Genomic DNA, 26,275 nt, shown 5'->3' with positions numbered 1-26,275 from the left:
GATATCGGTGTCGATTCCGGCGGCTCCCGGTCGACGCGTTGACGAAGGACGGACGAGATCGAGCACAGGGGAGACACAATGGGCGCCGTGGTCATGCACAACGTCGTGTCGGTGGACGGCTTCATCGCCGACCGGGACGACCAGATCGGCCCGCTGTTCGACTGGTACTACAACGGCGACACCGAGCTCGCCGGAGGCGTCCCGATGAAGGTGTCGCGGGTTTCGGCCGGCTACGTCCGGCCGATGTGGGCGAGCATCGGGGCGACGGTGATCGGGCGTCGCCTGTTCGACATGACCAACGGCTGGGAGGGCTCGCCGCCGGCGGGCGAGCACGTGGTCGTGGTGTCGCACCGGCCCAAGCCCGAAGGATGGCACCCGGAGGCTTCCTACCACTTCGTCGCCGACGTGGCCGAGGCGGTCGCCAAGGCCAGGGAGCTCGCCGGGGAGCGCACCGTCGCCGTGGCGGCCGGCGACGTCGGCGGCCAGGCGTTCGCCCTCGGCCTGGTGGACGAGGTGGCGATGGACGTCGTGCCCGTGGTCTTCGGCTCGGGCAAGCGCTACTTCGGCTCGGTCGACGCCCAGCACCTGCTGGAGGACCCGCACGTGGTCGTCCAGGGCGACCGCGTGCTGCACCTGCTCTACCGGGTCCGCCGCCCCTAGTGGCGAGGCGTCTTCAGAGGGCGAGCGTTTCCAGGTTCACCGCGTCGGCCATGGCCTGGGCGCCCTTGTCGTTGAGGTGCATGCCGTCGCCGCTGTCCAGGGCGGGGTGGATGCGGTCGGGGGCGGCCGGGTCCTCGACGGCGCGGGCCACGTCGAAGACGGCGTCGAACGTGCCGGTGGCGCGGATCCAGTCGTTCACCTCCCGCCGGACGGCCAGCCCCTCGGGGGTGCTGACCCCCGGGTAGACGGCGCCGGCGAACGGCCCGACGGTGGCGGCCAGGATCTTCAGGCCGGCCCCGCGGGCCAGCCCGGCCAGGGCTTCGAAGCCCTCGACGAGGGCGCCGGAGGTGACGGGAGGTTCGCCGGACATGCCCGGGAGGCCGAGGTCGTTGATGCCGAAGTGCACCAGGACGTGGGTCACGCCGGGCACGGCGAGGACGTCGCGGTCGAAGCGCGCCAGCGCGTGCTCGCCGACCTCGTCGCGCAGCAGCCGGTTCCCGGCGATGCCCTGGTTGACGACCCACCCCCGGTCGAGGCGCCGGTTGAGGAAGTCCACCGAGCGGTTGTCGGCGCCCGTCGTGGTGCCGACGCCCTCGAACCAGGAGTCGCCGAACGCCACGGCGATCGCGGTGCCGTCGGGGGCGAGCACGTCGACGCCCGAGACGTAGAACCTGCCTTCGACCTGCTCGGCGCCGGGCAGGTCCGGAGCGGCGACATGGTCGCCGGCGGCCACCTGCGCGGTCTCCGCGGGCCGCTGGGAGTAGGTGGCCAGTCCTGTCTCACCCGGGAGGTAGAGGCTGAGGATCAGGTCGGTGCCGGCGGCCACCGGCAGGTCGACCGGGTCGCTCACGACCTCTTCCCCCGGCGGGATGGTGATCCTCGCGGCGCCACCGAAGGTGAGCGCGGCCTCTCCCTGCCCGGTGGCCGTCCTCGCGGCGCCGATGGTCAGGGGGGTTCGGCCGAAGCGGTTCGTCAGGAGGACGCGGTGGCGCTCTCCGCCTCCGGCCATGTGGAGCGCCTGGCGTACCGTCTGGTCGGCGAACCCGCGCGGTTCGGTGAGCTGAATCCGCTCGTATGGGCTGATCACGGCCGTGCGGAAGCCGGCTGTCCAGTTCATGTTCGCTCCGTTCGTCCCCGATGAGTCACCTGCACCACGATGGACGGGCCACTCTCGGAGAGGAAGTACGCACTTCCAAGTGCCTAAGTCACTCCCCGGTAAGAAGGGGCGAGCGCCCGCGGGCACTCAGTGCGCAGGCGGCTCCGAACCGGTCTGGTCGCCGCGCAAGACTGGGGTGTCACCGGCCCAGCCCAGGCGCGCCGCGTACATCCAGCGGGCCCCGCCCACCCAGCCGTGGAAGTAGAGGCGGTCGCCGAGCACGTCGGCGCCCCCGGGCCCGCGCACCGCCCCGCCGAGCGTCGCGGTCGTCATCAGGGGCCGCCGGGACTTGGTGTACGGGCCGGTGAGCGAGGGGGAGACGGCGTAGCCGGTGAAGTAGCGGTCGTCGCCGTAGGGGCCGCCGGAGTAGAAGAGCACGTACTGGTTGCGGCGTTCGACCAGGGCGGGCGCTTCGACCACGCCGTGCTCCTCCGGGGCGTCGTTGCGGATGAGCTCGTGGCGGGGGCCGGTGAACGTGACGCCGTCGGCGAGCACCTGCTGGAGCCAGACGATCGCGGGCTCGCGCACGGCGTTGCCGTCGTTCTTGTAGAGCAGGTACCGCTTCCCGTCGGCGTCGACGAAGCTCGCCGGGTCGATGGCGCCGCCTTCGCTCGGGTCGCACACGAGAGGGCCGTCGCCCACCGGGTGGAAGGGGCCGAGCGGCCCGGTGGAGAGCGCGGCGCCGACGCAGCGGCGTCCGGCCGCGGCGCTCGGGGCGGTGAAGTACATGAGGTAGCGGCCGTCCGCGCGGCGGGAGACGTCGGGCGCCCACAGGCCGCAGTCGGGGACGTCCTCGCAGCGCACCGCCCAGGACGGCCTGACGGGCAGGGCGTCGCCGCGCACGGTCCAGGGGCCGGCGGCGGACGGCGCGCCCGCGACGGGGACGTGCCTGTTCCCGCTGCTGGTGGAGTAGGCGTAGAAGGCGGATCCGTCGCGGATCACGTCCGGGTCCGGGAAGTCCGCGGCGATCATCGTCGCGGGCGGCGCGGTGGCCGCCGCCCCGACGTGGCCGCCGTGCGCGGCGACCGTCAGGAGCAGCGCGGACGTCAGGAGGATACGGCGGGGCAGGCGTTCGGGGTTCACTCGACGTTCCAGTCTTCCGGGTGGGGCGGATAGGCGAAGGTCTGGGTGTCGGCCCAGTCCTCGCCGACGTTGCGGTAGTCGTGCGCGGCTTCGCTGGCGGTGTGGCCGGGGCCGATGTCGACCGTGTCGGCGATCTCCCACACGCCGTGCATCTTCTGCTCGACGGTGTAGAGGAACTCGTTGAAGCCGGAGGAGGACACCGAGGTGTTGACGATGGTGAGTGTGCGCCGCCCGGCGGTCAGGGCCGGGGGGAGCTCGACGATCTGGTTGCGCCACTTGTAGACGTCGTCGCCGAGCAGCGGCCGCCATTCCTGGGCGGGGGCGCCGTTCACGGTGATGGTGGCGTGCTGCAGCGGCACGCCCACGTCCAGGCGGCGGATCAGCCGGACGCCCGTGTTGCCGGGGTCGACCGTGACGGTGAACCGGCTCAGCCCGCCCCGGGGGAACGCCCGGCCGTCGTCGCTGACGATGTGGCCGGGGGCCAGGGTGCGGCCGGGCAGCGCCTCGGAGCCGCCGCCGCGCGGTGCCGCCGTCAGGGCGAGGACGACGCCCACGGCCGTCGCGGCCAGCAGGGCGAGCGCCGCCGCCAGTACGACGGCGTGGCGCCGCCGCCGACCGGGGGCCGGTTCGGCCGTGAGGGGCCCAGGCCTGGGCTCGTCCGCCGGACCGGCCGGCATCCGGGTGACCCGGACCCGCTCCCAGGCCCGCTCCCAGGCCGGGATCTGCTGCTCGGGCACCCGGCAGGCCCGCAGGAACGCCACCATCACCGCCTTCTTGGGGAAGCGCCGGCCCGCGAGCATGTCCGCACAGGTCGCGCGCGGCAGCCGGGCCCCGCCCGCCCTGTCGGCCCGCGCCTGCAGCTCCCGCAGTGACACATCGGCCCTGGCGAACTGCTCGGCCAGCACCTTCACCAGTCCCTCGTGACAGCTCACCCGCTCCAGCGCAGGGCCGGGCGCCTCCGTGGGGTCCTCGTTCATCGCTGCGCACCCCCTCCCCTCTCTTGACCCAAGCCGTGACGGCAAGTGTATGAATCATGACGGAGAGTGTCCGAGAAATGGCGGCCGGCGGTCCCGGACCGGCCCGATTCCGGACCAGTTCGTCCGAGGCCCTGTTGGACACCCCGGCGGCCCGGCTTCGCTGAGCGTCGAGGCGCGAACCGTCCGACCGGCGGCGAGCGCGAGGCACACCGGCACAAGGAGAACCACATGACCCTCATGACCGACGAGGACAAGAAGGCGGCACTGCGCGAGCACCCGGCCGTGGCCCAGGTCCTGGCGCAGTTCGGGGACGGCGCCGAAGCCGTGCTCGACCAGCTCGCGGCCGGGCTGAACGCCGAGCAGATCCAGGCGATCCCGCAGTCGCCCGCCATGCCGCCGGACGCCCCGGCCGTCGACGGCTTCAACTGCTGGCAGGCCGGCGCCGTCTACGCCGTCTACCAGCTGTTCGGCACGGCCGTGTGCACGATCGTCGGGGGCTACACCGGCGGGCTGGCCGCCATCGCGTGCCGGCTGCTCAAGGCCGCCGCGGGCAGGGCGATCGACTGGAACAGCCTCTGTTAGACGCTGACGCCGGGCTCCCCCGCTGGGGGGAGCCCGGCCGGCCTGTCGGTCATGAGCGGCGGGCACGCGCGCTACGTGATCGTGGACGCCGTCGCGCTCGTCGGCCCCGGACTGCTGCTCGGCGTGGGCGATGAGGAGGAGGCGTGCTGCCGGCGGGTGGCCGGCTGGTCCGCCGCCGACCGGCTCAGTAGCCGGTGCGGCGGGGGGCGGCCGTCGGGCGGCGGGAGAGGTGGGGCCGGCCCGCCGGCTTGAGGTCGCGCGCCGGAGGGACGCCCGGGTGATGCGTCCGGGTCTGGTGGCCGGCCTTGTCCCCGGTGATCGAGCCGGGAAGCTTGATGCGCATACTCGCTCCTTTCTAGGCCCTGGTGAGCCAGGTGACCTGGGTGCCGTTGTCGAAGGACTCGCGCCGGACGGGGGTGAACAGGGTGGGACGGAACTCCCCGGAGAACATCGGGATGCCCGTGCCCGCCACCACCGGGTAGCTCTTGAGGATGATCTCGTCGATCTCCGGGAGCAGGGAGGCGGCGAGCTTCCCGCCGCCGCACAGGTAGATGTCCATGCCGGTGTCCTCGGCCTTCAGCCGCCGGACGAGCTCGATCGGGTCGCCGCTCTCCACCGTCACCGTCGGGTCGTCGATCTCCAGCGTGCTGGAGAGGACGTACTGGCGCAGGTGGGAGTAGGGGCTGGTGGTGGGAACCGCCAGCGCCGGCTCGTAGGTGCCGCGGCCCATCACGAGCGTGTCGAAGACCTTGTTGGGCGCGCCCTCTAGGCCGACAAGCTTGCGAACGTGGGTGGGGAGCGTCTCGGGGTAACGCTCGTTGATCCAGGCGGCCATCCGGTCCGACACGGGGTAGAAATCGAACTCGGCGTTGGGCCCCGCGATGTAGCCGTCGAGCGACACGGCGATGTAGTAGACAAGCTTTCGCATACCGGTAACTCCTGATGTAGTACTCTGTTTGAAGTGGTTTCAACGTAGTACTACAACTGGAGTGGTGTCAAGTGCGGACGAATCCCGAACGGCGGCAGGCGCTGATCGACGCGGCCATCGAGGTGCTGGCCAGGGAAGGAGCGCGAGGGCTGACGTTCCGGGCCGTCGATGCGGAGGCGGGGGTGCCCACCGGCACGGCCTCCAACTACTTCGCCAATCGCGACGATCTGTTCACGCAGGTCGGCGGGCGTATCTACGAGCGCCTGCTGCCCGACGAGGCGACGATCGCCCGGCACCGCGACGGCGTGCAGGACCGGGCCCGGTATGCCACGCTCATGCACGAGCTGGTGGACCGGATCTCCTCCTTCAACTCCGGCTACCTGGCCCTGCTGGAGCTCAGGCTGGAGTCCACCCGGCGCCCCGAGCTGCGCGCCGTGCTGACCAAGCGCATCCGCGAGGACATCGACGCCAACATCGGCTACCACGCCGCGTCGGGGCTGCCCGGCGACTCGACCTCGGTGGTGCTCCTCTACCTCGCGCTGAACTGGCTCATCGTGGAACGGCTGACGCTGCCCGACATCTTCACCGAGCAGCAGGTCCACGACCTGGTGGACGCCGCCGTGCGGCGATCGCTGAACGCCTGAGGTCGAGCGCCTCAGGCGTTCCGCCGCGTCCTGCGGACGAGCAGGCCGATGAGGTAGCAGCCGCCGATCACCGTCGTCACCACGCCCACCGGCAGCGCGACCGGTGCGAGCAGGAGCTGCGCGGCCAGGTCGGCGGCCAGCAGGAGCACCGCGCCCGACAGCGCCGCCGGCGCCAGGGGCACCCCGGCCGCGCCCGTCAGCAGCCGCCCGATCTGCGGCGCGGCCAGCGCGATGAACACGATGGGGCCCGCCACCGCCGTCACCGTGGCCGTGCAGCCCACGCCCGCGAGGACGAGCAGCAGCCGCAGCCGGTTCAGGCGCACGCCGGAGGTGACGGCGAGCTCGTCGCCGAGCGCCGCCTGGCGCAGGCCGGGGGAGAGGGCGGCCAGCGCCCCGGCCAGCGCGGCGACGACGGCGAACGGCAGGACCAGCTCGTCCCAGTCCACGCCGTTGAGCGAGCCCGCGCTCCAGCCGGTCGCGGCCATGGCGACCTCCAGCTCGGCGCGGAGCACGATCCACGAGTTCAGCGCGGTCAGCATCGCGTTCACGGCGATCCCGATGACGACCAGGCGCATGCCGTTCAGGCCCGACCTGAGCGACAGCGCGTAGACGGCCCCGGCGGCGGCCAGGCCGCCGGCGATGGAGCTGAGGGCGAGCTGCGCGGACGTGCCGCCCAGCACGGTGATCGCGAACAGCGCGCCGGTGTAGGAGCCCGCGTCGAGCCCGACGACGTCGGGGCTACCGAGCGCGTTGCGCGTGAGGTTCTGGAAGACCGCGCCGGCCAGGCCGAGCGCCGCGCCGAACACCAGCGCGGCGGCGACCCGGGGCAGCCGCCACTCCCGCACGACCACGACCTCGTCGCCGTACCCGGCCAGCGCCGCGAGCACCTCACGCGGCGGGGTCCACGAGGTCCCGACGCACAGGCCCAGTACGGCCAGGCCCAGCGCCGCGAGCAGCAGGGCGAGCGACACCACGAGCGTCCTGCGCCCGGCCCTGAGCGAGTACGCGCCCGCGCGCAGCACGAGGAAGCCGCTCACGCCGGCACCGCCCCGCGCCGCCGCACCGCCCAGATGAGCACCGGCGCGCCGGCGAACGCGGTCACCACCGCCACGGGCACCTCGCCGGTCGGCAGCAGCACCCGCGCCCCGATGTCCGAGGCGAGCAGCAGCACCGGCCCGAGCACCATCGTGAACGCCATCAGCCAGGGGATCGACCCGCCCGCCACCCGCCTGGCCAGGTGCGGCACCATCAGCCCCAGGAACGCGATCGGCCCGGCCGCGGCGGTGGCCGCACCGGCCAGCAGGGTCACGATCACAAGCACGGACACCCGGGTGCGCAGCACGTGCCCGCCGAGCGCCCGCGCGACCTCGTCCCCCAGCATCAGGGCGTTCAGCGGCCTGGTCACCAGGGCGGCGCACAACAGCGCGACGGCGATCGTGCCGGCGGGCAGGGCGAGCGGTGCCTGCTCCTGCCCGGCCAGCGATCCCACGGACCAGAACCTGAACCGGTCGAACACATCCGGCAGCATGAGCCGCAGCCCGAGCGAGATGCCGGAGAGCACCGCGCTCAGCGCCACCCCGGTGAGCACCAGCCGCAGCGGCGCGGCCGAGCCGAGCGCGTACACCAGCACGGCGGCGAGCACGGCGCCGAGGGACGCCAGCGCGAGCTGCGCCGGCTGCCCGCCGGCCAGGCCCAGCACGCCGCCGACGTTGATCGCGAAGCCGGCCCCCGCCGTCACGCCCAGGATGCCCGGTTCGGCGAGCGGGTTGCGCGTCAGCGTCTGGACCAGCGTGCCGGCGGTGCCGAGGGCCGCGCCGACGCAGATGCCGAGAATCGTGCGCGGCACCCGTACCTCCCGCACGATCAGGTACGCGTCACCGCCGCCGGAGCCGGTGAGCGCCCGCCACACGCCGGCGGGCGCGAGCGCCTGCGCGCCGACGCACAGACTGGCGACGGCCATGGCGAGCAGCAGCACCACCGACGCGGCGAGGACGACCGGCCGGTAGTCAGTCTTCAAGCCCGGCGACTCCGCGCTTCCAGTAGCCGGTGAACAGGGCGTCCAGCCGTCCCTCGCTCCACGGACGCAGCGGTTTGAGGTCGCCCGTCTCGCCGGCCGCGAACAGGAACGCCGGGACGTCCGGCAGCTTCAGCCCCTGGACGGTCTCCGCCAGGGCGGACCGCCCGTTCTCGCGGACGAGCCACACGACCTCCACGCCGGCGCGCTCCGCGAGCGGGTAGCCGTGCTCGACGGCGTCGCCGGTCTCGATCACCAGGTGCGCGGAGACGCCGGCCGGGGACTCCTCCAGCCAGCGGGCCGCCGCGGGCAGCGCGGTGGCGTCGACGGCGAACACGTAGTGCCCGTAGGTGTGCGGGAACGTCTTGGCCCCCGGCGGACCGGCGACCGTCACCTCGTCGCCCACCTCGGCCGACGCCGCCCAGCCGGTCGCGAGGCCGCCCTCGTGCAGCACGAAGTCCAGGTCCAGCTCGCGGGCCGCCGCGTCGTAGCGCCGCACGGTGTACTTGCGCGTCGGGGGCATCGGCCGGGGCCAGTCGAGCATCAGCTTGTCGTTCGGCACGGGAACGCGATGCGTGCCGCCGGGGTCCGGGAAGACGATCCTGACGTGGTCGTCGGCCTGGTAGGTGTGGAAGCCGTCGAGCTCCGGCCCCTTGAGGGTGAGCCGCAGCATGCGCGGCGTCACCAGCTCGCGGGCCGCCACCCGGACGGTGCGCACGCCGATCGGGTAGGGGATGCGGGTCAGGCCGTCACCGGTGGCCTGGTGGGCGGCCACCTTGGGCCCCGGGTCGCGGCGGTCCACGCTCATGACGCCACCAGCGGCGCGAGCGCCTGGTCCACGGCGTCCAGGGTCATGAGCGCCGAGTCGTACGTGGCCGCCTCCGTGTAGCGGATCGGGTACGCCTTGCCCGCCTTGACCGCGGGCAGGTTCTTCCACAGCGGGGAGTCGAGCACGTACTTCACGGACTCGTTGGGCGTGCCGTCGGGCTGCACCGAGTACGTGATCGCGTCGGCCTCGCCGAGGCTCGCCGGCAGCTCCTCGATCGACGGGTACTCCGACACGTCGGCGCTGCCTCCGCCCTTCTTCTTGACCTGGCCGTAGTAGGTGACGCCGACGTCCTGGGCGATGTTGGTGCCCCACGAGCCGGCGAACTCGCGCTGGAACGTTCCCTTTGCGGCCTCCCCGTACGTGCCGACGTGGCCGAACCTCACGCCCGCCAGCGCCTGCTCGTACTTGGCGGCCAGTTCGGCGGCCTTCTTCTCGTAGGCGGCCTTGGCCCGGCCGAAGTCGGCGGCGCGGCCGGCGGCGTCGGACTGGCGCTGCGACAGCTCGCGCCACGCGGACGGGATGGTCGGGCCGATCGCGACGACGGGGGCGATGGACTTCAGCCGCTCCATGTCCACGTCGGCCAGCACCGGGGCCGGGACGCCGATGACGATGAGGTCCGGCTTGACCTTGGCGATGGCCTCGTAGTTGGTCTCGGCGGCGGCTTCGCCGGCGATCTTCTCCAGGCCGTCGTAGGTCGCCCGGTCCTCCTGCGACATCAGCGGCAGGCCGCGCTTCCAGGTGGAGATGCCGACCAGCGCGGCGCCGGCCTCGATGAGCGCGGGCACCGCGTACCCCGTGGCGACGACCCGCTTCGGGTCGGCGGGGATGGTGACCTGGCCGTTGTCCGCGGCGAACACGCGGGTCGCGGCGGCCGCGGCCGGCTGCTCGCCGGAGGGCGCCGAACCGCACCCGGCCACCAGGGCGAGCGCGAGGGCTGTGGCTCCGGCGGTGCGCCGGAGCTGGGCAGAGTGCATCAGAAGGGTTCCTTCAGCAGGGATGAGACGAACTTAGGTTACCCTTACCAAAGTTGCCGCTGATGTCTCTGGGAGGCCATCCGATGTCGCTGGGACGCCACTCCGTGACCGTCACCGACCCCACCGGGACCGATCCGCTGCGGTGCGAGGAGTTCGGCTACGGGCTCGGCCGCCTCGGCGGCATCCTCGTGCTCAAGTACCGGTCGGCGGCCGTGCTGGAGTTCGGCGAGAGCCGCCAGGACTTCCTGCACCAGCTCTACTGGTCGCCCGACGGGATGCTGGCGACCAGGCACGGCGCGCGCACGCAGTTCGTGGGCCGCAGGGAGGCGTTCTGGGCGCACCGGGCCGTCACCCACGAGGTACGCGCGGCCGACCGGCAGACCGTCTACCGGATCTGCCTGCGCGAGGTGCCTCCGGCCCTCGACGGGCTGCGGGCCGGGGCCGTCTCGGTCGGGCAGGAGGCGGCGCGGCTCATCCAGCACCTGGCCGGCCCCGGCCTGGACGAGGCGGAGGCGCTGGCCGCCCGCGACCGGATCATGGCGGGGCTCGGCACGACGACCGCCGAGTTCGTCGGCCACCACGCCACCGGCACCGGGTTCGCGCTGACGGTGGCACGCGCCCTCTCGCACGACCCCGGCGACGAGGCCCGCCTCGACGAGTGGGCCGAGCGCCTGCACGTCAGCGTCAAGACGCTGCAGCGCGACTTCGAGCGCGAGTTCGGCATGCCGTACTCGCGCGTGCGCACCAAGCTGCGGCTCAGCACCTCCCGGGTGCTGCTGGAGACCCGGCCGGTGGCCGAGGTGGCCCGGCGGGTCGGCTACTCCAGCCCGTCGGCGTTCATCAGCGCCTTCACCAAGGAGTACGGCTGCACCCCGGGCCGCTACACCGGGCCGTCCTGACCGGCGCACCCGCCGCGGACGTCTGAATCCGCTCGGGCGGCGGCCATGCGCCGTTCACCGGCGGGTCACGGGCGCTGCCTACGCTGAGCCCACTTGGAGGGCTCATGCGGAAGATCGCCACGGTCGTCACCGCGGCTCTGCTGCTGTGCGGGTGCGGTACGGGCCTCGGCGGCGGCACGTCGATCCTGGACAAGGACGAGCTGGTCGTGGCCGTGAAGTCGGATCAGCCCGGCCTGGCCGTGCGCACCGGCGCGGGGCGGTTCGAGGGCTTCGACGTCGACGTGGCCGCCTACGTGGCCGCCCGGCTGGGCAAGAAGGTCACCTTCGTCGAGACGACCTCGGAAGGCCGCGAGGCGAAGCTGCGCGACGGGGAGGCCGACATGGTGGTCGCGACCTACTCCATCAGCCCCGAGCGCCAGGGCCAGGTGACGTTCGCCGGGCCGTACTACGTCTCTCACCAGGACATCCTGGTGCGCGCGGGCTACCGGCGGATCCGCGACGTCCGCGACCTCGAAGGGCGCAGACTCTGCCAGGCGCAGGGCTCGATCTCCACCTCCCGCATCGTGGACGGGCGCCAGATCGCCGCCGAGCTCGTGCCGGCCAGGACCTACGGCGAGTGCGTCGACCTGCTCAAGGCGGGGGCCGTGGAAGCGGTCTCCACCGGGGACCTGATCCTGGCCGGGTTCGCCGCCCGCGAGCGCGGCGCGTTCGCCATCGTGAACGCGCCCTTCACCGACGAGAGGTACGGCATCGCCCTGCCCCTGGGGGACGTGGAGGCGTGCGAGCAGGTCAACCGCGCCATCACGGACATGTACCAGGACGGCACCGCGGCCGGGCTGCTGGACAAGTGGTTCGCCGGGAGCGGTCTGCGGTTGTCGCCCCACGTGCCCGAGTTCGAGGGCTGCGTGACCTGAGGGTCGCCTGTCACGAACCGGACGGCTGTCTTGTCCTACGTCGCCTACCGGCTGCTGACCACGGTCGTGATGTCACAAATTGCCCCGCTATCTAGTCATATGGCTGGAATCAGGTTTTCGGCGATGCGGGCAGAAGGAGCACCCATGTACGCGCCAGAGAGAAGGATCGCCACGTCGGTCCTGGTCATCGGCACGGGAGGAGCCGGCCTGCGGGCCGCGATCGAGCTCGCCGAGCGCGGGACCGACGTCCTCGCGGTGGGCAAGCGGCCCAAGTCGGACGCGCACACCTCGCTCGCGGCGGGCGGCATCAACGCGGCGCTCGCCACGATGGACCCCGAGGACAGCTGGCAGCAGCACGCCGCGGACACCCTCAAGGAGAGCTACCTGCTCGCCAATCCCGAGACGGTGCGCATCGTCACCGAGGGCGCCGCGCGCGGCATCGAGGACCTGCAGCGCTACGGCATGCCGTTCGCCCGCGAGGCGGACGGGCGGATCTCGCAGCGCTTCTTCGGGGCCCACACCTACCGGCGCACCGCCTACGCCGGCGACTACACCGGGCTGGAGATCCAGCGCACCCTGATCAACCGGGCGGCCCAGCTCGACATCCCCGTCCTCGACAGCGTGTACATCACGCGCATCCTCGTCCGCGACAACACGGTCTTCGGCGCGTACGGGTTCGACCTGACCGACGGCAGCCGCTACGTCATCCACGCCGACGCGGTGATCCTGGCGGCGGGCGGTCACACCCGCATCTGGCGGCGCACCTCCTCCCGGCGCGACGAGAACACCGGTGACTCCTTCCGGCTGGCGGTGCTCGCCGGCGGGCGCATCCGCGACCCGGAACTGGTGCAGTTCCACCCGTCCGGCCTCATCGAGCCGGAGAACGCGGCGGGCACCCTCGTGTCCGAGGCGGCGCGGGGCGAGGGAGGCCTGCTGCGCAACGGGCTCGGCGAGCGGTTCATGGCACGCTACGACCCGGAGCGGATGGAACTGTCGACCCGCGACCGCGTCGCCCTGGCCGCCTACACGGAGATCAAGGAAGGCCGGGGGACGCCGGACGGCGGCGTCTGGCTCGACGTGTCGCACCTGCCCCGGCAGACGATCATGTCGAAGCTGCCCCGCGTCTACCAGACGCTCATGGAACTGCAGATGCTCGACATCACCCAGCAGCCCATCGAGGTCGCCCCGACGGCCCACTACTCCATGGGCGGGGTCTGGGTGCGGCCCGGGGACCACGGCACCGGCGTCGACGGCCTGTACGCGATCGGCGAGGCGGCGAGCGGCCTGCACGGCGCGAACCGCCTCGGCGGCAACTCCCTCATCGAACTCCTCGTCTTCGGCCGCATCGTCGGCCGGGCGGCGGCCGAGTACTCGGCGGGCCTCGACGCCCAGCGCCGCTCGGCCGACGCGCTCGGCGAGGCGCGGGCGGAGGTGGACGGGCTGCTCGCGGCCGACGGCCCGGAGAACGTCCGCGCCCTGCAGCGCGTGCTGCGCGACATCATGACCGAGCACGCCGGCGTGGTGCGTGACGAGGGCGGCCTGCGCAAGGGCCTGGCCGAGCTCGCCGCCGTGGAGGCGCGCATCGCGGACGTCGGCGTGCACCCGGACATCGCCGGCTTCCAGGACCTGGCGCACGCGTTCGACCTGAAGTCCGCGGCGCTGGCCGCGCGCGCGACGATCGAGGCCGCCCTTGAGCGGCGCGAGACCCGGGGCTGCCACAACCGCTCGGACCATCCCGGCCTGGACCCCTCGCTCCAGGTGAACCTCGTGTGGTCCGGGCCGGGATCGGTGGAGCGGGAGGCGATCCCGCCGATCCCGGCCGGCATCGCGGCGCTCATGCGCGAGGTCTCCAGCGACGGGAAGCTCGTCGAGTAGCCGTCGGTCCCCTTTCCGCCGCAGGTCAGTGGGTATGCCGTGAGCGAGATCGCGGTCGCCGTCCGGCGGCGCGGAAAGGGAACGCCATGAAGATCGTCGTAGTCGGCGGAACCGGCCTCATCGGCTCGAAGCTGGTGACGAAGCTGGGTGAGCACGGTCACGAGGCGGTGGCGGCGGCGCCGACCACCGGCGTGAACACCCTCACCGGTGAAGGAGTGGCGGAGGTGCTGGCGGGCGCGTCGGTGGTGATCGACGTGTCCAACTCACCCTCCTTCGCGGAGGCGGCCGTGCGGGAGTTCTTCGAGACCTCCACCCGCAACCTGCTCGCCGCCGGGGCCGAGGCTGGCGTCGGCCACCATGTCGCGCTGTCGGTGGTGGGCACCGAGCGGCCGCCCGGGAACGCCTACTTCCGCGCGAAGATCGCCCAGGAGCAGCTGATCGAGAAGTCGTCGATCCCGTACTCGCTCGTACACGCCACCCAGTTCTTCGAGTTCGTCCGCAGGATCGCCGACGAGGCCACGGACGGCGGCGAGGTGCGGATGGCGCCCGTGCTCTTCCAGCCCATGGCGGGCGACGACGTCGCGCGGGCGGTCGGCCGCGTCGCGGTGGGCACCCCGCTGAACGGCAGGGTCGAGGTGGCCGGGCCCGAGCAGTTCCGGATGGACGAGTTCTTCCGCGAGGTGCTGGCCTCCTGGAACGATCCGCGCGAGGTGGTCACCGACCCGCACGCGCACTACTTCGGCGCCGAGCTGCTGGAGCGGTCGCTGGTGCCGGAGGACGGCGCCACCCTCGGCACCATCCGCTACGGCGAATGGCCCGGCCGGAACGCCACCGGCAGGTAGCGGAGCGGCCGGTCACCGAACGGCTCTTCGACCCGACGGTGACATGCGAGCCCGATCCGCCGCGCGCGCCGTCCCGGCGACGTGGCGCCGTGAGACGTCAGGTCATGTTCTCGGCCCCGGCCCTGATGGCCTCGCGGATGCGCGCGTAGGTGCCGCAGCGGCAGATGTTGCGCAGGCCGTCGAGGTCGGCGTCGGTGATGGCGCGGCCCTCGGCGGCGACCCGGCGGACCAGCGCCACCGCGGCCATGATCTGGCCCGGCTGGCAGTAGCCGCACTGGGCGACGTCGTGGTCGAGCCACGCCTGCTGCATCGGGTGCAGGTCCCCGCCGGCCGTCGCGGCCAGCCCCTCGATCGTGGTGACCTCGTCGGCCGGCCGCAGATCCCGGACGGGGATCGCGCAGGGGTTGACGGCCTCGCCGTTGAGGTGGCTGGTGCACGCCTTGCAGACGTCGATGCCGCAGCCGTACTTCGGTCCGGTGATGCCGAGGATGTCGCGCAGCACCCACAGCAGGCGCACGTCGCCGGCCACGTCCACGGTGACCTGCTCGCCGTTGACGCGGAAGGTGTGCTCGGGCACTCAGGTCTCCTTCGTTCGGCGGGCGCGGTCCAGGCCGTCGGCCGGGGACGGGGGAATCGGGGGGATCGTCGGCTTGGGGGTGAAGGAGAGCGTGCCGTGGTTGATCGGGAAGCTGGACGGCATGGTCCCGGTCGCGCGGCCGTACGCGCAGGCGACCGCGGCCATCGACGCGGCGACGCCCAGCTCTCCCGCGCCGCCGGGCCGGTCGGAGGTGCTGGGCATGACGATGATCCGCAGGTCGGGCGGGGTGTTCCACTGCCGGGTGTAGAAGTAGTTGTCCCAGCTCGCCTCCAGGAAGTGGCCGTCGCGCAGGTGCAGGCTGGAGGTCAGGGCCAGCGCGATGCCGTCCATGACGCCGCCCATCATCTGCGCCTCCAGGCCCCGAGGGTTGACGGCGAGGCCGACGTCCACGGCGAAGACGGCCTTGGTGACGCGGGGCCCGGTCACGCCGTCGCGGATCGGCCGGTCGACGGTCTCCGGACGGCAGTCGATCTCCACCAGCGCGGCGCTGACGGCCTTGTACTCGCTGTGGAAGGCGATGCCCTGCGCGGTGCCCTCGGGCATCGGCCGGCCCCATTCGCCGGCCTCGGCCACCTTCGCCAGCACCGCCCGGGAGCGGTCGTCGCGCAGGAAGTCGTGCCGGAACCGGCGGGGGTCCTTGCCCATCCGCGCCGCGAGCTGGTCGACGATGAGCTCGCGGGCGCAGGTGACGTCGGGGGAGTAGACGTTGCGCATGCTGCCGGTGTTGAAGCCCTTGTCCGTCTCGCTGAGCAACCGGCTGCTGATGCCGAACTCGTACGGCATCGTCTGGCTGAGCTGGAAGAACGTCTGCGAGAACCCGATGTCGCCCACCGGCAGCCGCGCGGCCATGGCGGTGATGATCTCGCCGAGCCCGTGCCCGAGGTCGGTGGAGACGCTGGTGTGCCGCTGCTTGTAGCTCAGCACGGTGTCGCCGACGTAGGAGACGCGGACCCGCGAGATGGCCATCGGGTGGGTGCGGCCCTGGCGGGAGTCGTCGGCGCGGTGCCACATGAGCTTGACCGGCTTGCCCACCCGCTGCGACACCTCGGCGGCCTCCAGGGCCGCGTCGAAGAACAGCTTGCGCCCGAAGGAGCCGCCGCCCTCGGTGACGTGCACGGTGACCCGGCCGGGCGGCAGCCCCAGCTTGGCGGCGATGGCCTGCTGGGCGACGATCGGCGACTTCATCGCCGACCAGATCTCGGCGCGGCCGGTCCGCACGTCGGCGATGGCGCAGTTGGGTTCGAGCGCGCTGTTGCTGCGGAAGTAGAAGGTGAACGCGCCTTCGACGACCGGGGTCGGCGGCCGGATCCCCAGCGGCAGCTCCGCGGCCCGCAGTTCGCGGAGCACGGACTCGTCGGACTTCCCTTCCGCGGTGCCGGGCCTCCAGGAGACCCGCAGGGCGCGTACGGCGTCGACGCACTGGCCGAACGTCGCGGCGCGGACCGCGACGCCGGTGGAGATCACCACCACGTCGGTGACGCCCGGCATGGCGCGGACCTCGGCGAGGTTGGCCACCGAGCCGACCTCGCCGTTGATGGTCGGCGGGCGGCACACCATCGTCGGCTTCGCGTCCGGGACGTCCAGGTCCATGGCGAACTTCTTGCGCCCGGTCACCGCGTCCAGCGCGTCGATCCGGTTGTGCGGCCTGCCGATGACGGTGAAGCTCTCGCGCGCCGTGAGCTCGACGGCCACCCGCCGGGTCCGGGCGCTCGCGGCCTTCCCGGCGAGCGCGCCGATGTCGATGCCGTCGCCGCCCGGGCCGCTGATCACCCCGGCCTTCAGCGTCAGGTCGGCGACCGCCGAGCCGAGCTCGGCCGCCGCGGCCTCCAGCAGGCGCAGCCGGGCGACGGCGGCGGCCACCCGGATCGGGGTGTAGGTCGCGATGGTGGTGTTCGACCCGCCGGTGAGCTGGTTGAACACCAGCTCGGGGCGGGCGTCGGCGAGCGTGACCCGCACGCGTTCCAGTGGTACGGCCAGCTCTTCGGCGATGAGCATGGCCGTCGAGGTGGTGATGCCCTGGCCCACCTCGGCCCGCGGCAACGCGAACGACACCGTGCCGTCCCCGTCGACCTCGACCGAGATCAGGTTCGCGGTCGGCAGCGCCGCGGCGGTCATCAGGTCGTTGAGGTCCAGCAGGTCGGTGATCTCCGGCGACGGGAGCCCGGGGCCGGCCACCGGGCCGAGTTCGGCGGCCGTCAACAGCGTCGGGGCCGCCAGCACGTACCCGAGGAAGTGCCGCCGTCCGATGGCCGTCATGCGCCGGGGCGGTTGGTCGTGGGGATCTCGATCTTGGTTTCCGCGCCCTTGGTGAGAAAGAACATGATGTACCGCCGGGCGGCCTCGTCGATGACCCAGGCGACCTCGGGCACCAGCGGCAGCGGCACGAGGCCCTCGCGGAACCTCACCAGCCTCGGCCAGGCGGCCCTGATCAGGGGGTCCCACACCGGCTCGCGCTCGATGCCGTCCCAGTCGGCCACCTGGTCGCCGACCAGGTAGCGGGCCAGCGCGTTGCACAGGGGCCGGCTGACGCTCGCGGGGCTGGTCTGCTCGGCGAGCTGGTCCAGCAGGATGTCGGTCAGCGCCACGCCCTCGGGCGTCGGCCCGCTGTTGCGGGGCAGGACCTGGTCCGACTGGGCCTCGGCGGCGGCCCAGGTGGCGGGGATGTACTCGTCCCTGATGCCGAGCAGGTGCGCGGTCACCTGCCACACGTGCAGGTACGCCTCCGACTCGGCGGCGGTGATCGGCACCTTCCAGTCGCGCATCCTGCGCATCGCGAAGGTCGGCAACGTGTGCCAGGTGACCAGCATGTCCTCCTGGCTGATCGGGATGTCGCCGGTCCAGTGCGGCGACTGCTGGAGCAGGTGCCGGACCGCCGCGTGCACCAGCCGGGTCTTGACCGACTCGACCACGCAGGAGCCGCCGGGCCGGTAGGCGTTCAGGGAGCCGACGGCGAACCCCAGGATGCTGGTCTTGGCGACGCGATCCTCCATGTCGGCGCCGCCCTTGGAGTAGTAGACGGCGCGCGCCTCCTTGGGGATGGCGGTGCTCAGCATGCCGCCGCCCACGCCGTTGAGCAGGTTGAGGTAGAGCCCCCTGGCCTTGTTGAACTCGGCGGCCGTGGCCAGCTTGCCGTGGTCCGCCCACGACGGCAGCTGACGGGCCCGCTCCATGAAGTCGCGCAGGTCCGCCGGCAGCCCTTCGGGCAGCGGCTGGTCGTTGCGGTTCCAGTCCCACAGCAGGCGGTTGACCTCGGGGACCGCGCCGCGCTGGATCAGCGAGGCGACCAGCGGGTCGGCCTCCTCGTCCCACACCCAGCGCGGGTCGGCGCCCGCGCCGGTGCCCCCGACGGAGCCTTCGGGTGACCACGTCCACGGGCTCGCCTCGGCCGGGGACGCCATCCCCAGCGCGCCGAACGCGCCCAGGGCCCCGCCCGAGATCAACATCCTGCGCCTGCTCAGCTCCGCCATGCCGGGCACTCCTTTCCGGGTCGTGCCCCGGCCCGCGCGCGAGCGGGCCGGGGCGGAGTCGCGATCAGGACGGGCGGTTGGTGTCGGGGATCTCGATGCTGATCGGCCGCGCCTCCGACAGGAAGAGCAGGGCCGCCTTGCGGAGGAACTCGTCGAACAGCCAGTACGCCTCCGGCGCCGCCGGGAAGGGCAGCAGGCCCTCGCGGACGGCGATGAAGGGCTTCCAGCTCACCCTGAGGAGCGGGTCCCAGACGAGCTCCCTGCGGATCTTCAGCCAGCCGGCGATCTCGTCACCCAGCATGAAGCGGGTGAACGCGCCGAGGATGGGCTTGCTGAGGATGCCGCCGTCGACGCTGGAGCCCAGATTGAGCAGGATGTCGGCGAGCTTGACGCCCTCGGGGGTCGGCGCCAGCACCGGGTCCAGGACCTGGCCGGCCTGGGAGTTCGCCTCGGCCCACGACGCGGGGATGTACTCGTCCCTGATGCCGAGCATGTGCGCGCACAGTTGCCACGAGTGCAGGAAGGCGTCGGACTCGGCGGCCGGGATCGGCACCCCCCACCCGGTCATCTTCTGCATGACGGTCGTGGGCAGGCTGTGCCAGGTCACCATCATGTCCCGCTGGCTGATCGGGATCTCCTCGTCGGCGACCTGCGACCAGTGCGGTGACCGCGGCAGCAGGTGCCGCACCGCCGCGTGCACCAGCCGGGTCTTGACACAGGTCACGATCATCTCGCCGCCGGGGTCGTAGGCGTCGCGCGACATGATGTCGTAGCCGAGTTTGGCGGTCTTGGAGATGCGGTCCTTCATGTCCGCGCCGCCCTGGGAGTAGTAGACCGCGCGCGCCTCCTTGGGGATGACCGTGCTCATCATGCCGCTGGCCAGCCCGTACAGCAGGCCGAGGTAGAGCCCGCGCTTCTTGTTGAACTCGATCACCGTGGTGAGCTTGCCCCGGTCGGCCCAGGGCGGGAGCCGGCGGGCGCGCTCCATGAAGTCGCGCAGGTCCGCCGGCAGGCCGGCGGGTAACGGCTGGTCGTTCTTGGTCCAGGTCCGTAACAGCTCGTTGACCCGGGGCACGTCGCCGCGGTCGAGCACCGAGGCGACCAGCGGGTCGGCCTCCTCGTCCCACACCCATCTCGGGTCGACGCCCGCGCCCGTGCCTCCGACGGAGCCCTTGGGCGACCACGTCCACGGCACCTGCGCGTGCGCGGGGGCCGCGACGGTCAGCGCGCCGAGCGCGCCCAGCGCCCCGCCCGCCTTGAGCACGTTGCGCCTGCTGAGTTCGTCCACGCCTTCGTTCCTCCTCCCTCGATCGAGGCCGAGAGCACCTCCTGATACGATGAAACAGAACTTGAGTCTGCGTATCATCACAGCACAGTGTTCTGGTCATCACAAGACCCAGGTGATGGGGGCAGAATCAGTCACGGGAGGGGTGATCGTGGAATCTGCGCTGTCCGTGCTCATGACGCCGTCGGACTCCGAGTCGTTGCTGGAGCGCGCCTACACCGACGCCGTCGAACGGGTCGGCGCCGTGGACGAGACCCGCGCGCGCATCCTCGACGCGGCCTACGAGCAGTTCTGCCGCATGGGCATCCGCCGATCGACGATGGAGGACGTGGCCCGCCGGGCCGGGGTCTCGCGGATCACCGTCTACCGGCGCTTCGCCACCAAGGACGCCCTGGTCGAACATGTCGTACGACGGGAGTTCCGCCGCTACTTCGACCAGTTCCTCATCGACATCGAACACGCCCGCACCGCCGCCGACCGGGTGGTCCTGGGCTTCGTGAGCTCGTTGCGCGCCATCCGGCGCAACCCGCTGATCGGCGGCCTGATCGCCGCCGAGCCGGACCTGGTCGTGCCCTCCATGATCAGTGACGGCGGGCAGACCCTCGCCACCGTGCGCCAGTTCGTCGCGGGCCAGCTCCGCCGCGAGCAGCGCGCCGGCCACGTGTCCGCCGGCCTCGACACCGACCTCGTGGCCGAGCTGATGGTACGGGTCTCCGCCTCCTTCCTGGCGACCCCCAGCCAGCTCGTCGACCTCGACGACGACGCCCAGCTCGCCGCCGTGGCCAGGCAGTTCCTCGTGCCCATGCTCTCCCCGGCCTGACGTCTTCCCGGCGACCGACCACTTTCCGGCGTCGGCGGTGTCTGTCCCTTCGAGAGGCGCCGTGGGGAGAGAAGGAGCCACCATGCGAGGGAGCCCGTCGGCCGGAGATCTGCTGGCGCTGGCGCGGAGCGGGGACGGTGAGGCGTTCCGCGAGCTGGTCGAGCCGTACCGGCGTGAGCTCCAGGTGCACTGCTACCGCATCCTGGGGTCGGTGCAGGACGCCGAGGACCTGCTGCAGGAGACACTGCTGGCGGCCTGGCGCGCGATCGGCGGCTACGAGGAACGCGCGTCCGTGCGCACCTGGCTCTACCGCATCGCGACCAACCGCTGCCTCAACGCCCTGCGGGGCGGCGGCAGGCGTCCGCACGGCTACCCGGCCTACCGACCGGAGGTCCCGTTGCCCGAGCCGTCGCACCACCGGGCCGAGCCGAGCTGGCTGGAGCCGTACCCGGACATGCTGCTCGACGAGATCGCCGACCAGGTGCCCGGGCCGGAGGCGCGCTACGAGCTCAGGGAGTCGGTGTCGCTGGCGTTCCTGGCGGCGCTGCAGCAACTGCCGCCCAGGCAGCGGGCCGTGCTGGTGCTGCGGGACGTGCTGGGGTTCCGGGCCGGCGAGGTGGCGGGCATCCTCGACACGACCGAGAACGCGGTGGCCATGGCGCTGAAACGGGCCCGGGCCGCGCTGGCACGCGAGCTGCCCGGCCGGGAGGGCGCGCCGCTGCCGAACTCCCCGCGGGAACGCCGCCTCGTGGACGCGTTCGCGCGGGCGTTCGAGGCGGGCGATGTCGACGCGATCGTGGCGCTGCTGACCGACGACGCGTGGCTGACCATGCCGCCGCTCCCGCTGGAGTACCAGGGCCCGGACGTCATCCGGAGCTTCCTGGAGACCATCGCCATGCGCCGGGGCACCGGGCGCGTGCTGATCCCGACGCGGGCCAACGGCCAGCCGGCGTTCGGCTGCTACATCCGCGACCGGCGGACGCCGATCATGCACGCGCACGGCGTGCTCGTGCTGACCCTGGCCGGCGACCGGATCTCCATGGTGACCCGCTTCCTGGACAACTCGCTGCTGACGACGTTCGGGCTGCCGCGCTCGCTGCGCGTCTGACCGGTTCCCGACTCCCGGGTGGAGCGGCGGCGGAGCCATGCCACAAATCTTCCGAGCAAGGAGAAGCAATGAGTGCCGACGGAGAACGGATGACGTCCAAGCAGGCCTGGGTACTGGGGCTCGCTTCGCTGGCGTCGTTCATGATGTCCCTGGACGCCCTGGTGGTGACGACCGCGCTGAGCACGATCCGGCAGGATCTGACGGCCTCGATCGAAGCGCTCGAATGGAGCGTCAACGCCTACAGCCTGACGTTCGCCGTCCTGCTGCTGACCGGGGCGGCGCTGGGGGACCGGTTCGGCCGGCGACGCGTCTTCGTCACCGGCCTGGCGGTGTTCACGGTCGCGTCGGTGGCCTGCGCGCTGTCGCCGGACATCGGCACGCTGATCGCGTCGCGGGCGCTGCAGGGCGTGGGGGGCGCGATGGTGCTGCCGCTGTCGCTCACCCTGATCACCGCGATGTTCCCGCCGGAGCGGCGGGGCAAGGCGATGGGGCTGTATCTGGGCATCACCGGCCTGGCGACGCTCAGCGGCCCGTTCGTCGGCGGCGTCATCGCCGAGGGGCTGGCCTGGCAGTGGATCTTCTGGCTGAACCTGCCGATCGGGCTGATCGCGATCGCGCTCACCACCCGGCGCGTCGAGGAGGGCTTCGGCCCGAACAACCGGCTCGACCTGGGCGGGGCCGGGCTGGTGACCCTGGGCGCGTTCGGTGTCGTGTGGGGCCTGGTGCGGGGGAACGCGGCGGGCTGGGGCAGCGCCGAAGTGCTGGGCGCGCTGGTGCTCGGCGTCGCCCTGCTGATCGCGTTCGTGCTGTGGGAGCGACGGGCGGACGCGCCGATGCTGCCGATGCGGTTCTTCCGGCTGCGCGGCTTCGCCACGGCCAACCCGGCGAACTTCCTGGTCTTCGCCTCGCTCTACGGCACGATGTTCTTCCTGGCGCAGTACTTCCAGACCGTGCACGGCGACGGGCCGCTCGGCGCGGGACTGCGGCTGATGCCGTGGACCGCGACGCTGATGGTGTGCGCGCCGATCGCCGGCCGGCTGGCCGACAGGGTCGGCGAGCGGAAGCTCGTCGTCGGCGGGCTGCTGCTGCAGACGCTCGGCATGGGGTGGATCGCCGTCGCCGCCGGGCCCGGCACCGGCTACCTCGAACTGCTGCCCGCGCTGATCGCCGGCGGGGCCGGGCTGAGCATGGCCATGCCGGCGGCGCAGAAGGCGGTGGTCGGCGCGGTGCGGCCGCAGGAGATCGGCCAGGCGTCCGGCGCGTTCATGATGTTGCGGATCTTCGGCGGGGTGTTCGGCGTCGCGGTCTCGGTCGCCGTCTTCGCCGCCGCCGGGGGGTACGCGTCGGCCGCGGAGTTCAGCGCCGGTTTCACGGCGGCGATGGGCGCGGTCACCGGGCTCGCCTTCGCCGGCCTGCTCATCGCGCTCGGCATGCCGGGCAGGCGACCGGCCGCCGCGGCGGGCCCGGCCGCCGCGCCGCAGGAAGCCGTTCGATGACGACCTACGGGAGGACGCCCCCGCGGGTGAGGTGCGTTCAGGAGATTCCCATGCGGTCCTGAGCTTCGAGGACCGCGTCGGCGTTCGCCTCGGCCCAGCGGCTGAGCATGGTGACCGGTTCCAGCAGGGTTTCGCCGAGTGCCGTCAGGGAGTACTCGACCCGGGGCGGCACCTCCGCGAAAGCGTGCCGCTGAATGAGCCCGTGATGCTGAAGCCTGCGCAGCGTCTGCGTCAGCATCTTGGAGCTGATGCCGCCGATGAGCGCTTTGAGCTCGCCATGGCGGCGCGGGCCCCTGCCGAGCGCGTAGACGGTGACGACCGCCCATTTGTCGGCGATGACCTCGACGGCCAACCTGGCGGGGCAATCGGCGAGGAAAACGTCGCCGGGCCGGTCGAAGGAACTCATGGGAACCAAGGTACCCGGAGGTTCCTGTCGGACTTTTACCGTGATGTTGTCGCGAAATACGGAGGAGACATATGCGCGTCCTTGCCCCCCGCCGGCCCGGCGGGCCCGACCAGCTCACACTGTTGCAGTTGCCCGACCCTGTGCTCGCCGACGGGGAAGTCCGGGTGTCGGTTTCGGCGATCGGCCTCAATTTCGCCGAACTCGTCCAGCTCGCCGGCGACTTCCAGATTCCCGCTCCCGAGCCGCCCGTGCCCGGGTTCGAGGTCGCGGGCACCGTCGCCGAGATCGGGCCCGGCGTCACCGGGCTCACCGCCGGGCAGCGGGTCATCGCCCTGGTCGCCTGGGGCGCCTACGCCGACCAGCTCGTCGTCGACGCCGGCCGGGTCCTTCCCGTTCCCGACGCCATGGACGACCTGACCGCCGCGGCCTTCCCCGTCGCCTACGCGACCGCGCACGTGTCGCTGGTGCATCGCGGCCTGCTGCGAGCGGGGGAGAGCGTGGTGGTCACCGGAGCCACGGGCAACGTGGGACGGGCGGCCCTGCAGGTGGCCCGCGCCGTCGGCGCCCGGGTGATCGCCGTCGACCGCTCCGGCGCCCTCCCGGCCGAGGCGGCCGATCACCTGGTGCCCCCGGCGGACCTGGCCCGGGCGGTCCGGGAGGTGACCGGCGGGCGGGGCGCCGATCTCGCGCTCGACCTCGTGGGCGGGGAGCTCACGGCCGACCTGATCGGCGGCCTCGCCTGGGAGGGGCGGCTGGTGACCACCGGGTTCGCGAGCGGCGACGTTCCCCGCGTCAGCCTGCTCGACGTGCTCCTGGGCAACATCTCGATCATCGGCGAGGACATCGCCGGTTACGCGGTCCGGGATGCCGGGACCGCCATGCGGGCCCTGCGTCAGTGCCTGGAGTGGTACTCCCAGGGGCTCGTGACCCCGCGCGAGCCCGTCGCGTACCCGTTCGGCAAGGCCCCGGAGGCCCTGGGCGCCATCGCCGCGAACACGGCTGCGGGCAAACTGGTGCTGGATGTGGGGACCCACGGTTGAGGCCGGTGCCGTGATCCGAGAGGATCGGCAGCCGGATGAACCTCTTTCGCAACCGTAACTTCAACATCTTCCTGACCGTCCAGGCGCTGTCGGTGGCGGGCGACTCGTTCTCGGCGCTCGCCATCCCGCTGCTGGTCCTGCACGCGACCGGCTCCGTCGTGCAGATGGGCGTCCTCACCGGGCTGTCCGGCGCCGCGTCGCTCGTCACGGGCGTGTTCGCCGGATACCTCGCCGATCGCCTGGACCGCCGTACCCTGCTCATCGCCTGTGACCTGGCGCGGGCCGCGCTCTACGCCGCCATCCCGATCGTGTGGATCTCCGGCCCGCAGATCTGGCTGCTGTACGTGATCGTCCCCGTGGGCGCCGCGCTGGGCATGATCTTCCAGGTCACGTACGTCACCGTGGTGCCCAGCCTGGTCGAACCCGGTCAGATCACCCAGGCCAACGGCCGCCTGTACGCCATCTACGCCGCGGGCGGCATCGGCGGCCCGGCACTGGTCGGAGTGATCTCCCAGGCGTACGGCCCGGTGGTCGCGATCGGCCTCGACGCCGCCACCTTCGTGGTGTCGGCGCTCGGCCTCATGCTGGTCCGGCTGCGGCCGGCCGCGGCGCCGCAGGACCGGGGCGGCCTGCTCGAAGGCGCCAGGTTCCTGTGGCGGCAGCCGGTGCTGCGCTCGCTGACGATCCTGCTGACGTTCTTCATCTTCCTGACGGCCGGGGTGGACGACATCGTCATCTACCACCTCAAGCACGACCTGTCCCAGAACGACGACGCCGTCGGTCTCGTCCTGGCCTGCGCGGCCGTCGGCACCATCCTGGGCGCCCCGCTGATCGCCCGCATCCGCAAGGCGATCGGGTTCGGCCACACCTGGGTGAGCGCCACCACGCTGTCCGGGCTGGCGATGGGCGGCGTCGGGCTGGCCACCGGCGTGCCGGTGATCGCCGTCCTCATGGCGCTGTTCGTGTTCGGCACGGCCGTGGCGGGGATCTGCTCGCAGTCCTTCCGCCAGGAGATCACCCCCAGCCACCTCCTGGGCCGGGTCACCGCCGCCTTCTGGACCATCCACTACGTGCTCGGCCCGGCCGGCGCCGCGCTCCTCACCCTCGGCGCCGCCCGGTTCGGCGTCGCCACCGTGGCGGTCATCGCCGGAGCGGGCTGCGTGCTCGTCTCACTGTCGGGCCTCCTGACCCCGATCCGCCGGCCGCTCACGCCCGGGAACCCCGCCGGGCGGTGACGCCGGCCGCGATGAGCAGCCCGGCGGGGACGACCGCCAGGAGGAATCCGCTCGGCCCGATCAGGGTGACGCCCAGCGCTCCCCAGGCCAGGATCGCCCAGCCGACGTACGCGGGAACGGCGTGCCCGAGCCGCCCTGCCCGCGCGACGAGCAGCCCCAGCAGCACCAGCACCACGACGAACCCGCCGGGCAGCGCCCAGAACGTGACCAGCGAGTCACTCACCCCGGAACGGTCGCGCAGTTCCCCGGCGAACCAGCTGGACCAGGGGGCGATGGGGGCGAACACGAGGGTGTGCCCGGCGGCGATCAGGATCATCATCCGGCCGGCCCAGACCGTGAGCCGGGCCGTGGGTGTGGCCGATGCGGGTGGGCGGGTCGCAGGTGTGACGTTCATGGGGCCATCGTGTCCGCGCCGCCCCCGGTCGACTTCCCCCGGTGGAGCG

General features: G+C 72.4%; 27 protein-coding genes. 12 read left to right on the top strand and 15 right to left on the bottom strand.

Going from position 1 to position 26,275, the window contains the following annotated elements:
- Positions 1-78: 78 nt before the first annotated feature.
- A complete protein-coding gene (locus ADY59_RS05125; protein WP_049558297.1) occupies positions 79-660 on the top strand; it encodes a dihydrofolate reductase family protein in 582 nt (193 codons plus the stop codon).
- A gap of 13 nt (positions 661-673) precedes the next feature.
- Here ADY59_RS05125 and ADY59_RS05120 read toward each other — a convergent pair whose 3' ends face one another.
- From ADY59_RS05120 to ADY59_RS05110, 3 genes are all read right to left on the bottom strand, one after another.
- Positions 674-1,777: a GDSL-type esterase/lipase family protein gene (locus tag ADY59_RS05120; RefSeq protein WP_049558294.1), complete on the bottom strand. Its 1,104-nt coding sequence runs from the start codon at positions 1,775-1,777 to the stop codon at positions 674-676.
- Positions 1,778-1,903: 126 nt separating this feature from the next.
- Entirely contained in the window at positions 1,904-2,899 is a 996-nt protein-coding gene (locus ADY59_RS05115; RefSeq protein ID WP_053174440.1) for a glycoside hydrolase family 43 protein, read from the bottom strand.
- Complete coding sequence (locus tag ADY59_RS05110) at positions 2,896-3,876, bottom strand: hypothetical protein (protein WP_049558291.1); 981 nt, start codon at positions 3,874-3,876, stop codon at positions 2,896-2,898. The genes ADY59_RS05115 and ADY59_RS05110 overlap by 4 nt, the downstream gene beginning before the upstream one ends.
- 228 nt (positions 3,877-4,104) lie before the next feature.
- Here ADY59_RS05110 and ADY59_RS05105 point away from each other — a divergent pair, with 228 nt between their 5' ends.
- The gene (locus ADY59_RS05105; RefSeq protein WP_049558288.1) at positions 4,105-4,458 is read left to right on the top strand and encodes a hypothetical protein; all 354 of its coding nucleotides are present in this window, start codon (positions 4,105-4,107) and stop codon (positions 4,456-4,458) included.
- Positions 4,459-4,642: 184 nt separating this feature from the next.
- Here the strand turns inward: ADY59_RS05105 and ADY59_RS51075 are convergent, their stop codons facing one another.
- Entirely contained in the window at positions 4,643-4,801 is a 159-nt protein-coding gene (locus ADY59_RS51075) for a hypothetical protein (RefSeq protein ID WP_197093441.1), read from the bottom strand.
- A gap of 12 nt (positions 4,802-4,813) precedes the next feature.
- On the bottom strand, positions 4,814-5,386 hold the full coding sequence (locus tag ADY59_RS05100; RefSeq protein ID WP_049558287.1) for a dihydrofolate reductase family protein: 573 nt from the start codon (positions 5,384-5,386) through the stop codon (positions 4,814-4,816).
- Positions 5,387-5,457: 71 nt separating this feature from the next.
- Between ADY59_RS05100 and ADY59_RS05095 the strand changes: the two genes are divergently transcribed.
- Positions 5,458-6,030, top strand: coding sequence for a TetR/AcrR family transcriptional regulator (locus ADY59_RS05095; RefSeq protein WP_049558284.1), 573 nt, complete (start codon positions 5,458-5,460; stop codon positions 6,028-6,030).
- 11 nt (positions 6,031-6,041) lie between these two features.
- On the opposite strand, the gene ADY59_RS05090 is transcribed toward ADY59_RS05095, so the two are convergent.
- The 4 genes from ADY59_RS05090 to ADY59_RS05075 are packed head-to-tail and all read right to left on the bottom strand — an operon-like array spanning position 6,042 to position 9,847.
- Positions 6,042-7,067, bottom strand: coding sequence for a FecCD family ABC transporter permease (locus ADY59_RS05090; RefSeq protein WP_082309868.1), 1,026 nt, complete (start codon positions 7,065-7,067; stop codon positions 6,042-6,044).
- Positions 7,064-8,047 (bottom strand): FecCD family ABC transporter permease, encoded by a 984-nt coding sequence (locus ADY59_RS05085; RefSeq protein WP_049558282.1) that lies wholly within the window; start codon positions 8,045-8,047, stop codon positions 7,064-7,066. The genes ADY59_RS05090 and ADY59_RS05085 overlap by 4 nt, the downstream gene beginning before the upstream one ends.
- Entirely contained in the window at positions 8,037-8,852 is an 816-nt protein-coding gene (locus ADY59_RS05080; protein ID WP_049558279.1) for a siderophore-interacting protein, read from the bottom strand. The genes ADY59_RS05085 and ADY59_RS05080 overlap by 11 nt, the downstream gene beginning before the upstream one ends.
- Positions 8,849-9,847, bottom strand: a complete 999-nt coding sequence (locus ADY59_RS05075; protein WP_049558276.1) for an ABC transporter substrate-binding protein — start codon at positions 9,845-9,847, stop codon at positions 8,849-8,851. The genes ADY59_RS05080 and ADY59_RS05075 overlap by 4 nt, the downstream gene beginning before the upstream one ends.
- Before the next feature lie 83 nt (positions 9,848-9,930).
- Between ADY59_RS05075 and ADY59_RS05070 the strand changes: the two genes are divergently transcribed.
- The 4 genes from ADY59_RS05070 to ADY59_RS05055 all read left to right on the top strand — a co-directional run bounded on the left by ADY59_RS05070 (position 9,931) and on the right by ADY59_RS05055 (position 14,377).
- Positions 9,931-10,746 carry a helix-turn-helix transcriptional regulator gene (locus ADY59_RS05070; protein WP_231618552.1) on the top strand — a complete coding sequence of 272 codons (816 nt, stop codon included), beginning with the start codon at positions 9,931-9,933 and terminating at the stop codon, positions 10,744-10,746.
- Positions 10,747-10,850: 104 nt separating this feature from the next.
- Complete coding sequence (locus tag ADY59_RS05065; protein WP_049558274.1) at positions 10,851-11,660, top strand: glutamate ABC transporter substrate-binding protein; 810 nt, start codon at positions 10,851-10,853, stop codon at positions 11,658-11,660.
- Between the two features lie 144 nt (positions 11,661-11,804).
- Positions 11,805-13,535 (top strand): L-aspartate oxidase, encoded by a 1,731-nt coding sequence (locus ADY59_RS05060; RefSeq protein ID WP_049558271.1) that lies wholly within the window; start codon positions 11,805-11,807, stop codon positions 13,533-13,535.
- Positions 13,536-13,621: 86 nt separating this feature from the next.
- On the top strand, positions 13,622-14,377 hold the full coding sequence (locus ADY59_RS05055; protein WP_049558269.1) for an SDR family oxidoreductase: 756 nt from the start codon (positions 13,622-13,624) through the stop codon (positions 14,375-14,377).
- 97 nt (positions 14,378-14,474) lie between these two features.
- Here the strand turns inward: ADY59_RS05055 and ADY59_RS05050 are convergent, their stop codons facing one another.
- From ADY59_RS05050 to ADY59_RS05035, 4 genes are all read right to left on the bottom strand, one after another.
- The gene (locus tag ADY59_RS05050; protein ID WP_049558267.1) at positions 14,475-14,954 is read right to left on the bottom strand and encodes a (2Fe-2S)-binding protein; all 480 of its coding nucleotides are present in this window, start codon (positions 14,952-14,954) and stop codon (positions 14,475-14,477) included.
- Positions 14,955-17,231, bottom strand: a complete 2,277-nt coding sequence (locus tag ADY59_RS05045; protein WP_049558264.1) for a molybdopterin cofactor-binding domain-containing protein — start codon at positions 17,229-17,231, stop codon at positions 14,955-14,957.
- Entirely contained in the window at positions 17,228-18,442 is a 1,215-nt protein-coding gene (locus ADY59_RS05040; protein ID WP_049558261.1) for an oxygenase MpaB family protein, read from the bottom strand. The genes ADY59_RS05045 and ADY59_RS05040 overlap by 4 nt, the downstream gene beginning before the upstream one ends.
- Positions 18,443-18,506: 64 nt before the next feature.
- Entirely contained in the window at positions 18,507-19,730 is a 1,224-nt protein-coding gene (locus tag ADY59_RS05035) for an oxygenase MpaB family protein (RefSeq protein ID WP_049558260.1), read from the bottom strand.
- Between the two features lie 172 nt (positions 19,731-19,902).
- On the opposite strand from ADY59_RS05035, the gene ADY59_RS05030 reads away from it, so the two are divergent.
- From ADY59_RS05030 to ADY59_RS05020, 3 genes are all read left to right on the top strand, one after another.
- A complete protein-coding gene (locus ADY59_RS05030) occupies positions 19,903-20,547 on the top strand; it encodes a TetR/AcrR family transcriptional regulator (RefSeq protein ID WP_197093447.1) in 645 nt (214 codons plus the stop codon).
- Between the two features lie 82 nt (positions 20,548-20,629).
- A complete protein-coding gene (locus ADY59_RS05025) occupies positions 20,630-21,655 on the top strand; it encodes a sigma-70 family RNA polymerase sigma factor (RefSeq protein ID WP_049558257.1) in 1,026 nt (341 codons plus the stop codon).
- Positions 21,656-21,723: 68 nt separating this feature from the next.
- The gene (locus ADY59_RS05020) at positions 21,724-23,151 is read left to right on the top strand and encodes a DHA2 family efflux MFS transporter permease subunit (RefSeq protein WP_197093440.1); all 1,428 of its coding nucleotides are present in this window, start codon (positions 21,724-21,726) and stop codon (positions 23,149-23,151) included.
- Between the two features lie 37 nt (positions 23,152-23,188).
- Here ADY59_RS05020 and ADY59_RS05015 read toward each other — a convergent pair whose 3' ends face one another.
- Positions 23,189-23,557: a winged helix-turn-helix transcriptional regulator gene (locus ADY59_RS05015; protein WP_049558253.1), complete on the bottom strand. Its 369-nt coding sequence runs from the start codon at positions 23,555-23,557 to the stop codon at positions 23,189-23,191.
- Between the two features lie 71 nt (positions 23,558-23,628).
- On the opposite strand from ADY59_RS05015, the gene ADY59_RS05010 reads away from it, so the two are divergent.
- Both ADY59_RS05010 and ADY59_RS05005 read left to right on the top strand, forming a co-directional pair.
- Positions 23,629-24,597, top strand: a complete 969-nt coding sequence (locus tag ADY59_RS05010) for an NADPH:quinone oxidoreductase family protein (protein WP_049558251.1) — start codon at positions 23,629-23,631, stop codon at positions 24,595-24,597.
- 35 nt (positions 24,598-24,632) lie between these two features.
- A complete protein-coding gene (locus ADY59_RS05005) occupies positions 24,633-25,832 on the top strand; it encodes an MFS transporter (protein WP_049558248.1) in 1,200 nt (399 codons plus the stop codon).
- Here ADY59_RS05005 and ADY59_RS05000 read toward each other — a convergent pair.
- Positions 25,804-26,226 carry a DUF6463 family protein gene (locus ADY59_RS05000; protein WP_231618551.1) on the bottom strand — a complete coding sequence of 141 codons (423 nt, stop codon included), beginning with the start codon at positions 26,224-26,226 and terminating at the stop codon, positions 25,804-25,806. The two genes, ADY59_RS05005 and ADY59_RS05000, sit on opposite strands and share 29 nt — an antisense overlap.
- Positions 26,227-26,275: the final 49 nt, after the last annotated feature.

It is taken from the genome of Nonomuraea sp. SBT364 (assembly GCF_001083785.1).
Lineage (GTDB): Bacteria > Actinomycetota > Actinomycetes > Streptosporangiales > Streptosporangiaceae > Nonomuraea.
This window is presented reverse-complemented; position numbering and strand designations above follow the sequence as displayed.

Coding starts and splice junctions, on each gene's coding strand:
- ADY59_RS05125 (WP_049558297.1), top strand. CDS start 79: ATGGGCGCCGTGGTCATGCACAACGTCGTGTCGGTGGACGGCTTCATC.
- ADY59_RS05010 (WP_049558251.1), top strand. CDS start 23,629: ATGCGCGTCCTTGCCCCCCGCCGGCCCGGCGGGCCCGACCAGCTCACA.
- ADY59_RS05060 (WP_049558271.1), top strand. CDS start 11,805: ATGTACGCGCCAGAGAGAAGGATCGCCACGTCGGTCCTGGTCATCGGC.
- ADY59_RS05025 (WP_049558257.1), top strand. CDS start 20,630: ATGCGAGGGAGCCCGTCGGCCGGAGATCTGCTGGCGCTGGCGCGGAGC.
- ADY59_RS05020 (WP_197093440.1), top strand. CDS start 21,724: ATGAGTGCCGACGGAGAACGGATGACGTCCAAGCAGGCCTGGGTACTG.
- ADY59_RS05000 (WP_231618551.1), bottom strand. CDS start 26,226: ATGAACGTCACACCTGCGACCCGCCCACCCGCATCGGCCACACCCACG.
- ADY59_RS05030 (WP_197093447.1), top strand. CDS start 19,903: ATGACGCCGTCGGACTCCGAGTCGTTGCTGGAGCGCGCCTACACCGAC.
- ADY59_RS05070 (WP_231618552.1), top strand. CDS start 9,931: ATGTCGCTGGGACGCCACTCCGTGACCGTCACCGACCCCACCGGGACC.
- ADY59_RS05015 (WP_049558253.1), bottom strand. CDS start 23,557: ATGAGTTCCTTCGACCGGCCCGGCGACGTTTTCCTCGCCGATTGCCCC.
- ADY59_RS05005 (WP_049558248.1), top strand. CDS start 24,633: ATGAACCTCTTTCGCAACCGTAACTTCAACATCTTCCTGACCGTCCAG.
- ADY59_RS05045 (WP_049558264.1), bottom strand. CDS start 17,231: ATGACGGCCATCGGACGGCGGCACTTCCTCGGGTACGTGCTGGCGGCC.
- ADY59_RS05105 (WP_049558288.1), top strand. CDS start 4,105: ATGACCCTCATGACCGACGAGGACAAGAAGGCGGCACTGCGCGAGCAC.
- ADY59_RS05080 (WP_049558279.1), bottom strand. CDS start 8,852: ATGAGCGTGGACCGCCGCGACCCGGGGCCCAAGGTGGCCGCCCACCAG.
- ADY59_RS05055 (WP_049558269.1), top strand. CDS start 13,622: ATGAAGATCGTCGTAGTCGGCGGAACCGGCCTCATCGGCTCGAAGCTG.
- ADY59_RS05120 (WP_049558294.1), bottom strand. CDS start 1,777: ATGAACTGGACAGCCGGCTTCCGCACGGCCGTGATCAGCCCATACGAG.
- ADY59_RS51075 (WP_197093441.1), bottom strand. CDS start 4,801: ATGCGCATCAAGCTTCCCGGCTCGATCACCGGGGACAAGGCCGGCCAC.
- ADY59_RS05040 (WP_049558261.1), bottom strand. CDS start 18,442: ATGGCGGAGCTGAGCAGGCGCAGGATGTTGATCTCGGGCGGGGCCCTG.
- ADY59_RS05075 (WP_049558276.1), bottom strand. CDS start 9,847: ATGCACTCTGCCCAGCTCCGGCGCACCGCCGGAGCCACAGCCCTCGCG.
- ADY59_RS05110 (WP_049558291.1), bottom strand. CDS start 3,876: ATGAACGAGGACCCCACGGAGGCGCCCGGCCCTGCGCTGGAGCGGGTG.
- ADY59_RS05100 (WP_049558287.1), bottom strand. CDS start 5,386: ATGCGAAAGCTTGTCTACTACATCGCCGTGTCGCTCGACGGCTACATC.
- ADY59_RS05065 (WP_049558274.1), top strand. CDS start 10,851: ATGCGGAAGATCGCCACGGTCGTCACCGCGGCTCTGCTGCTGTGCGGG.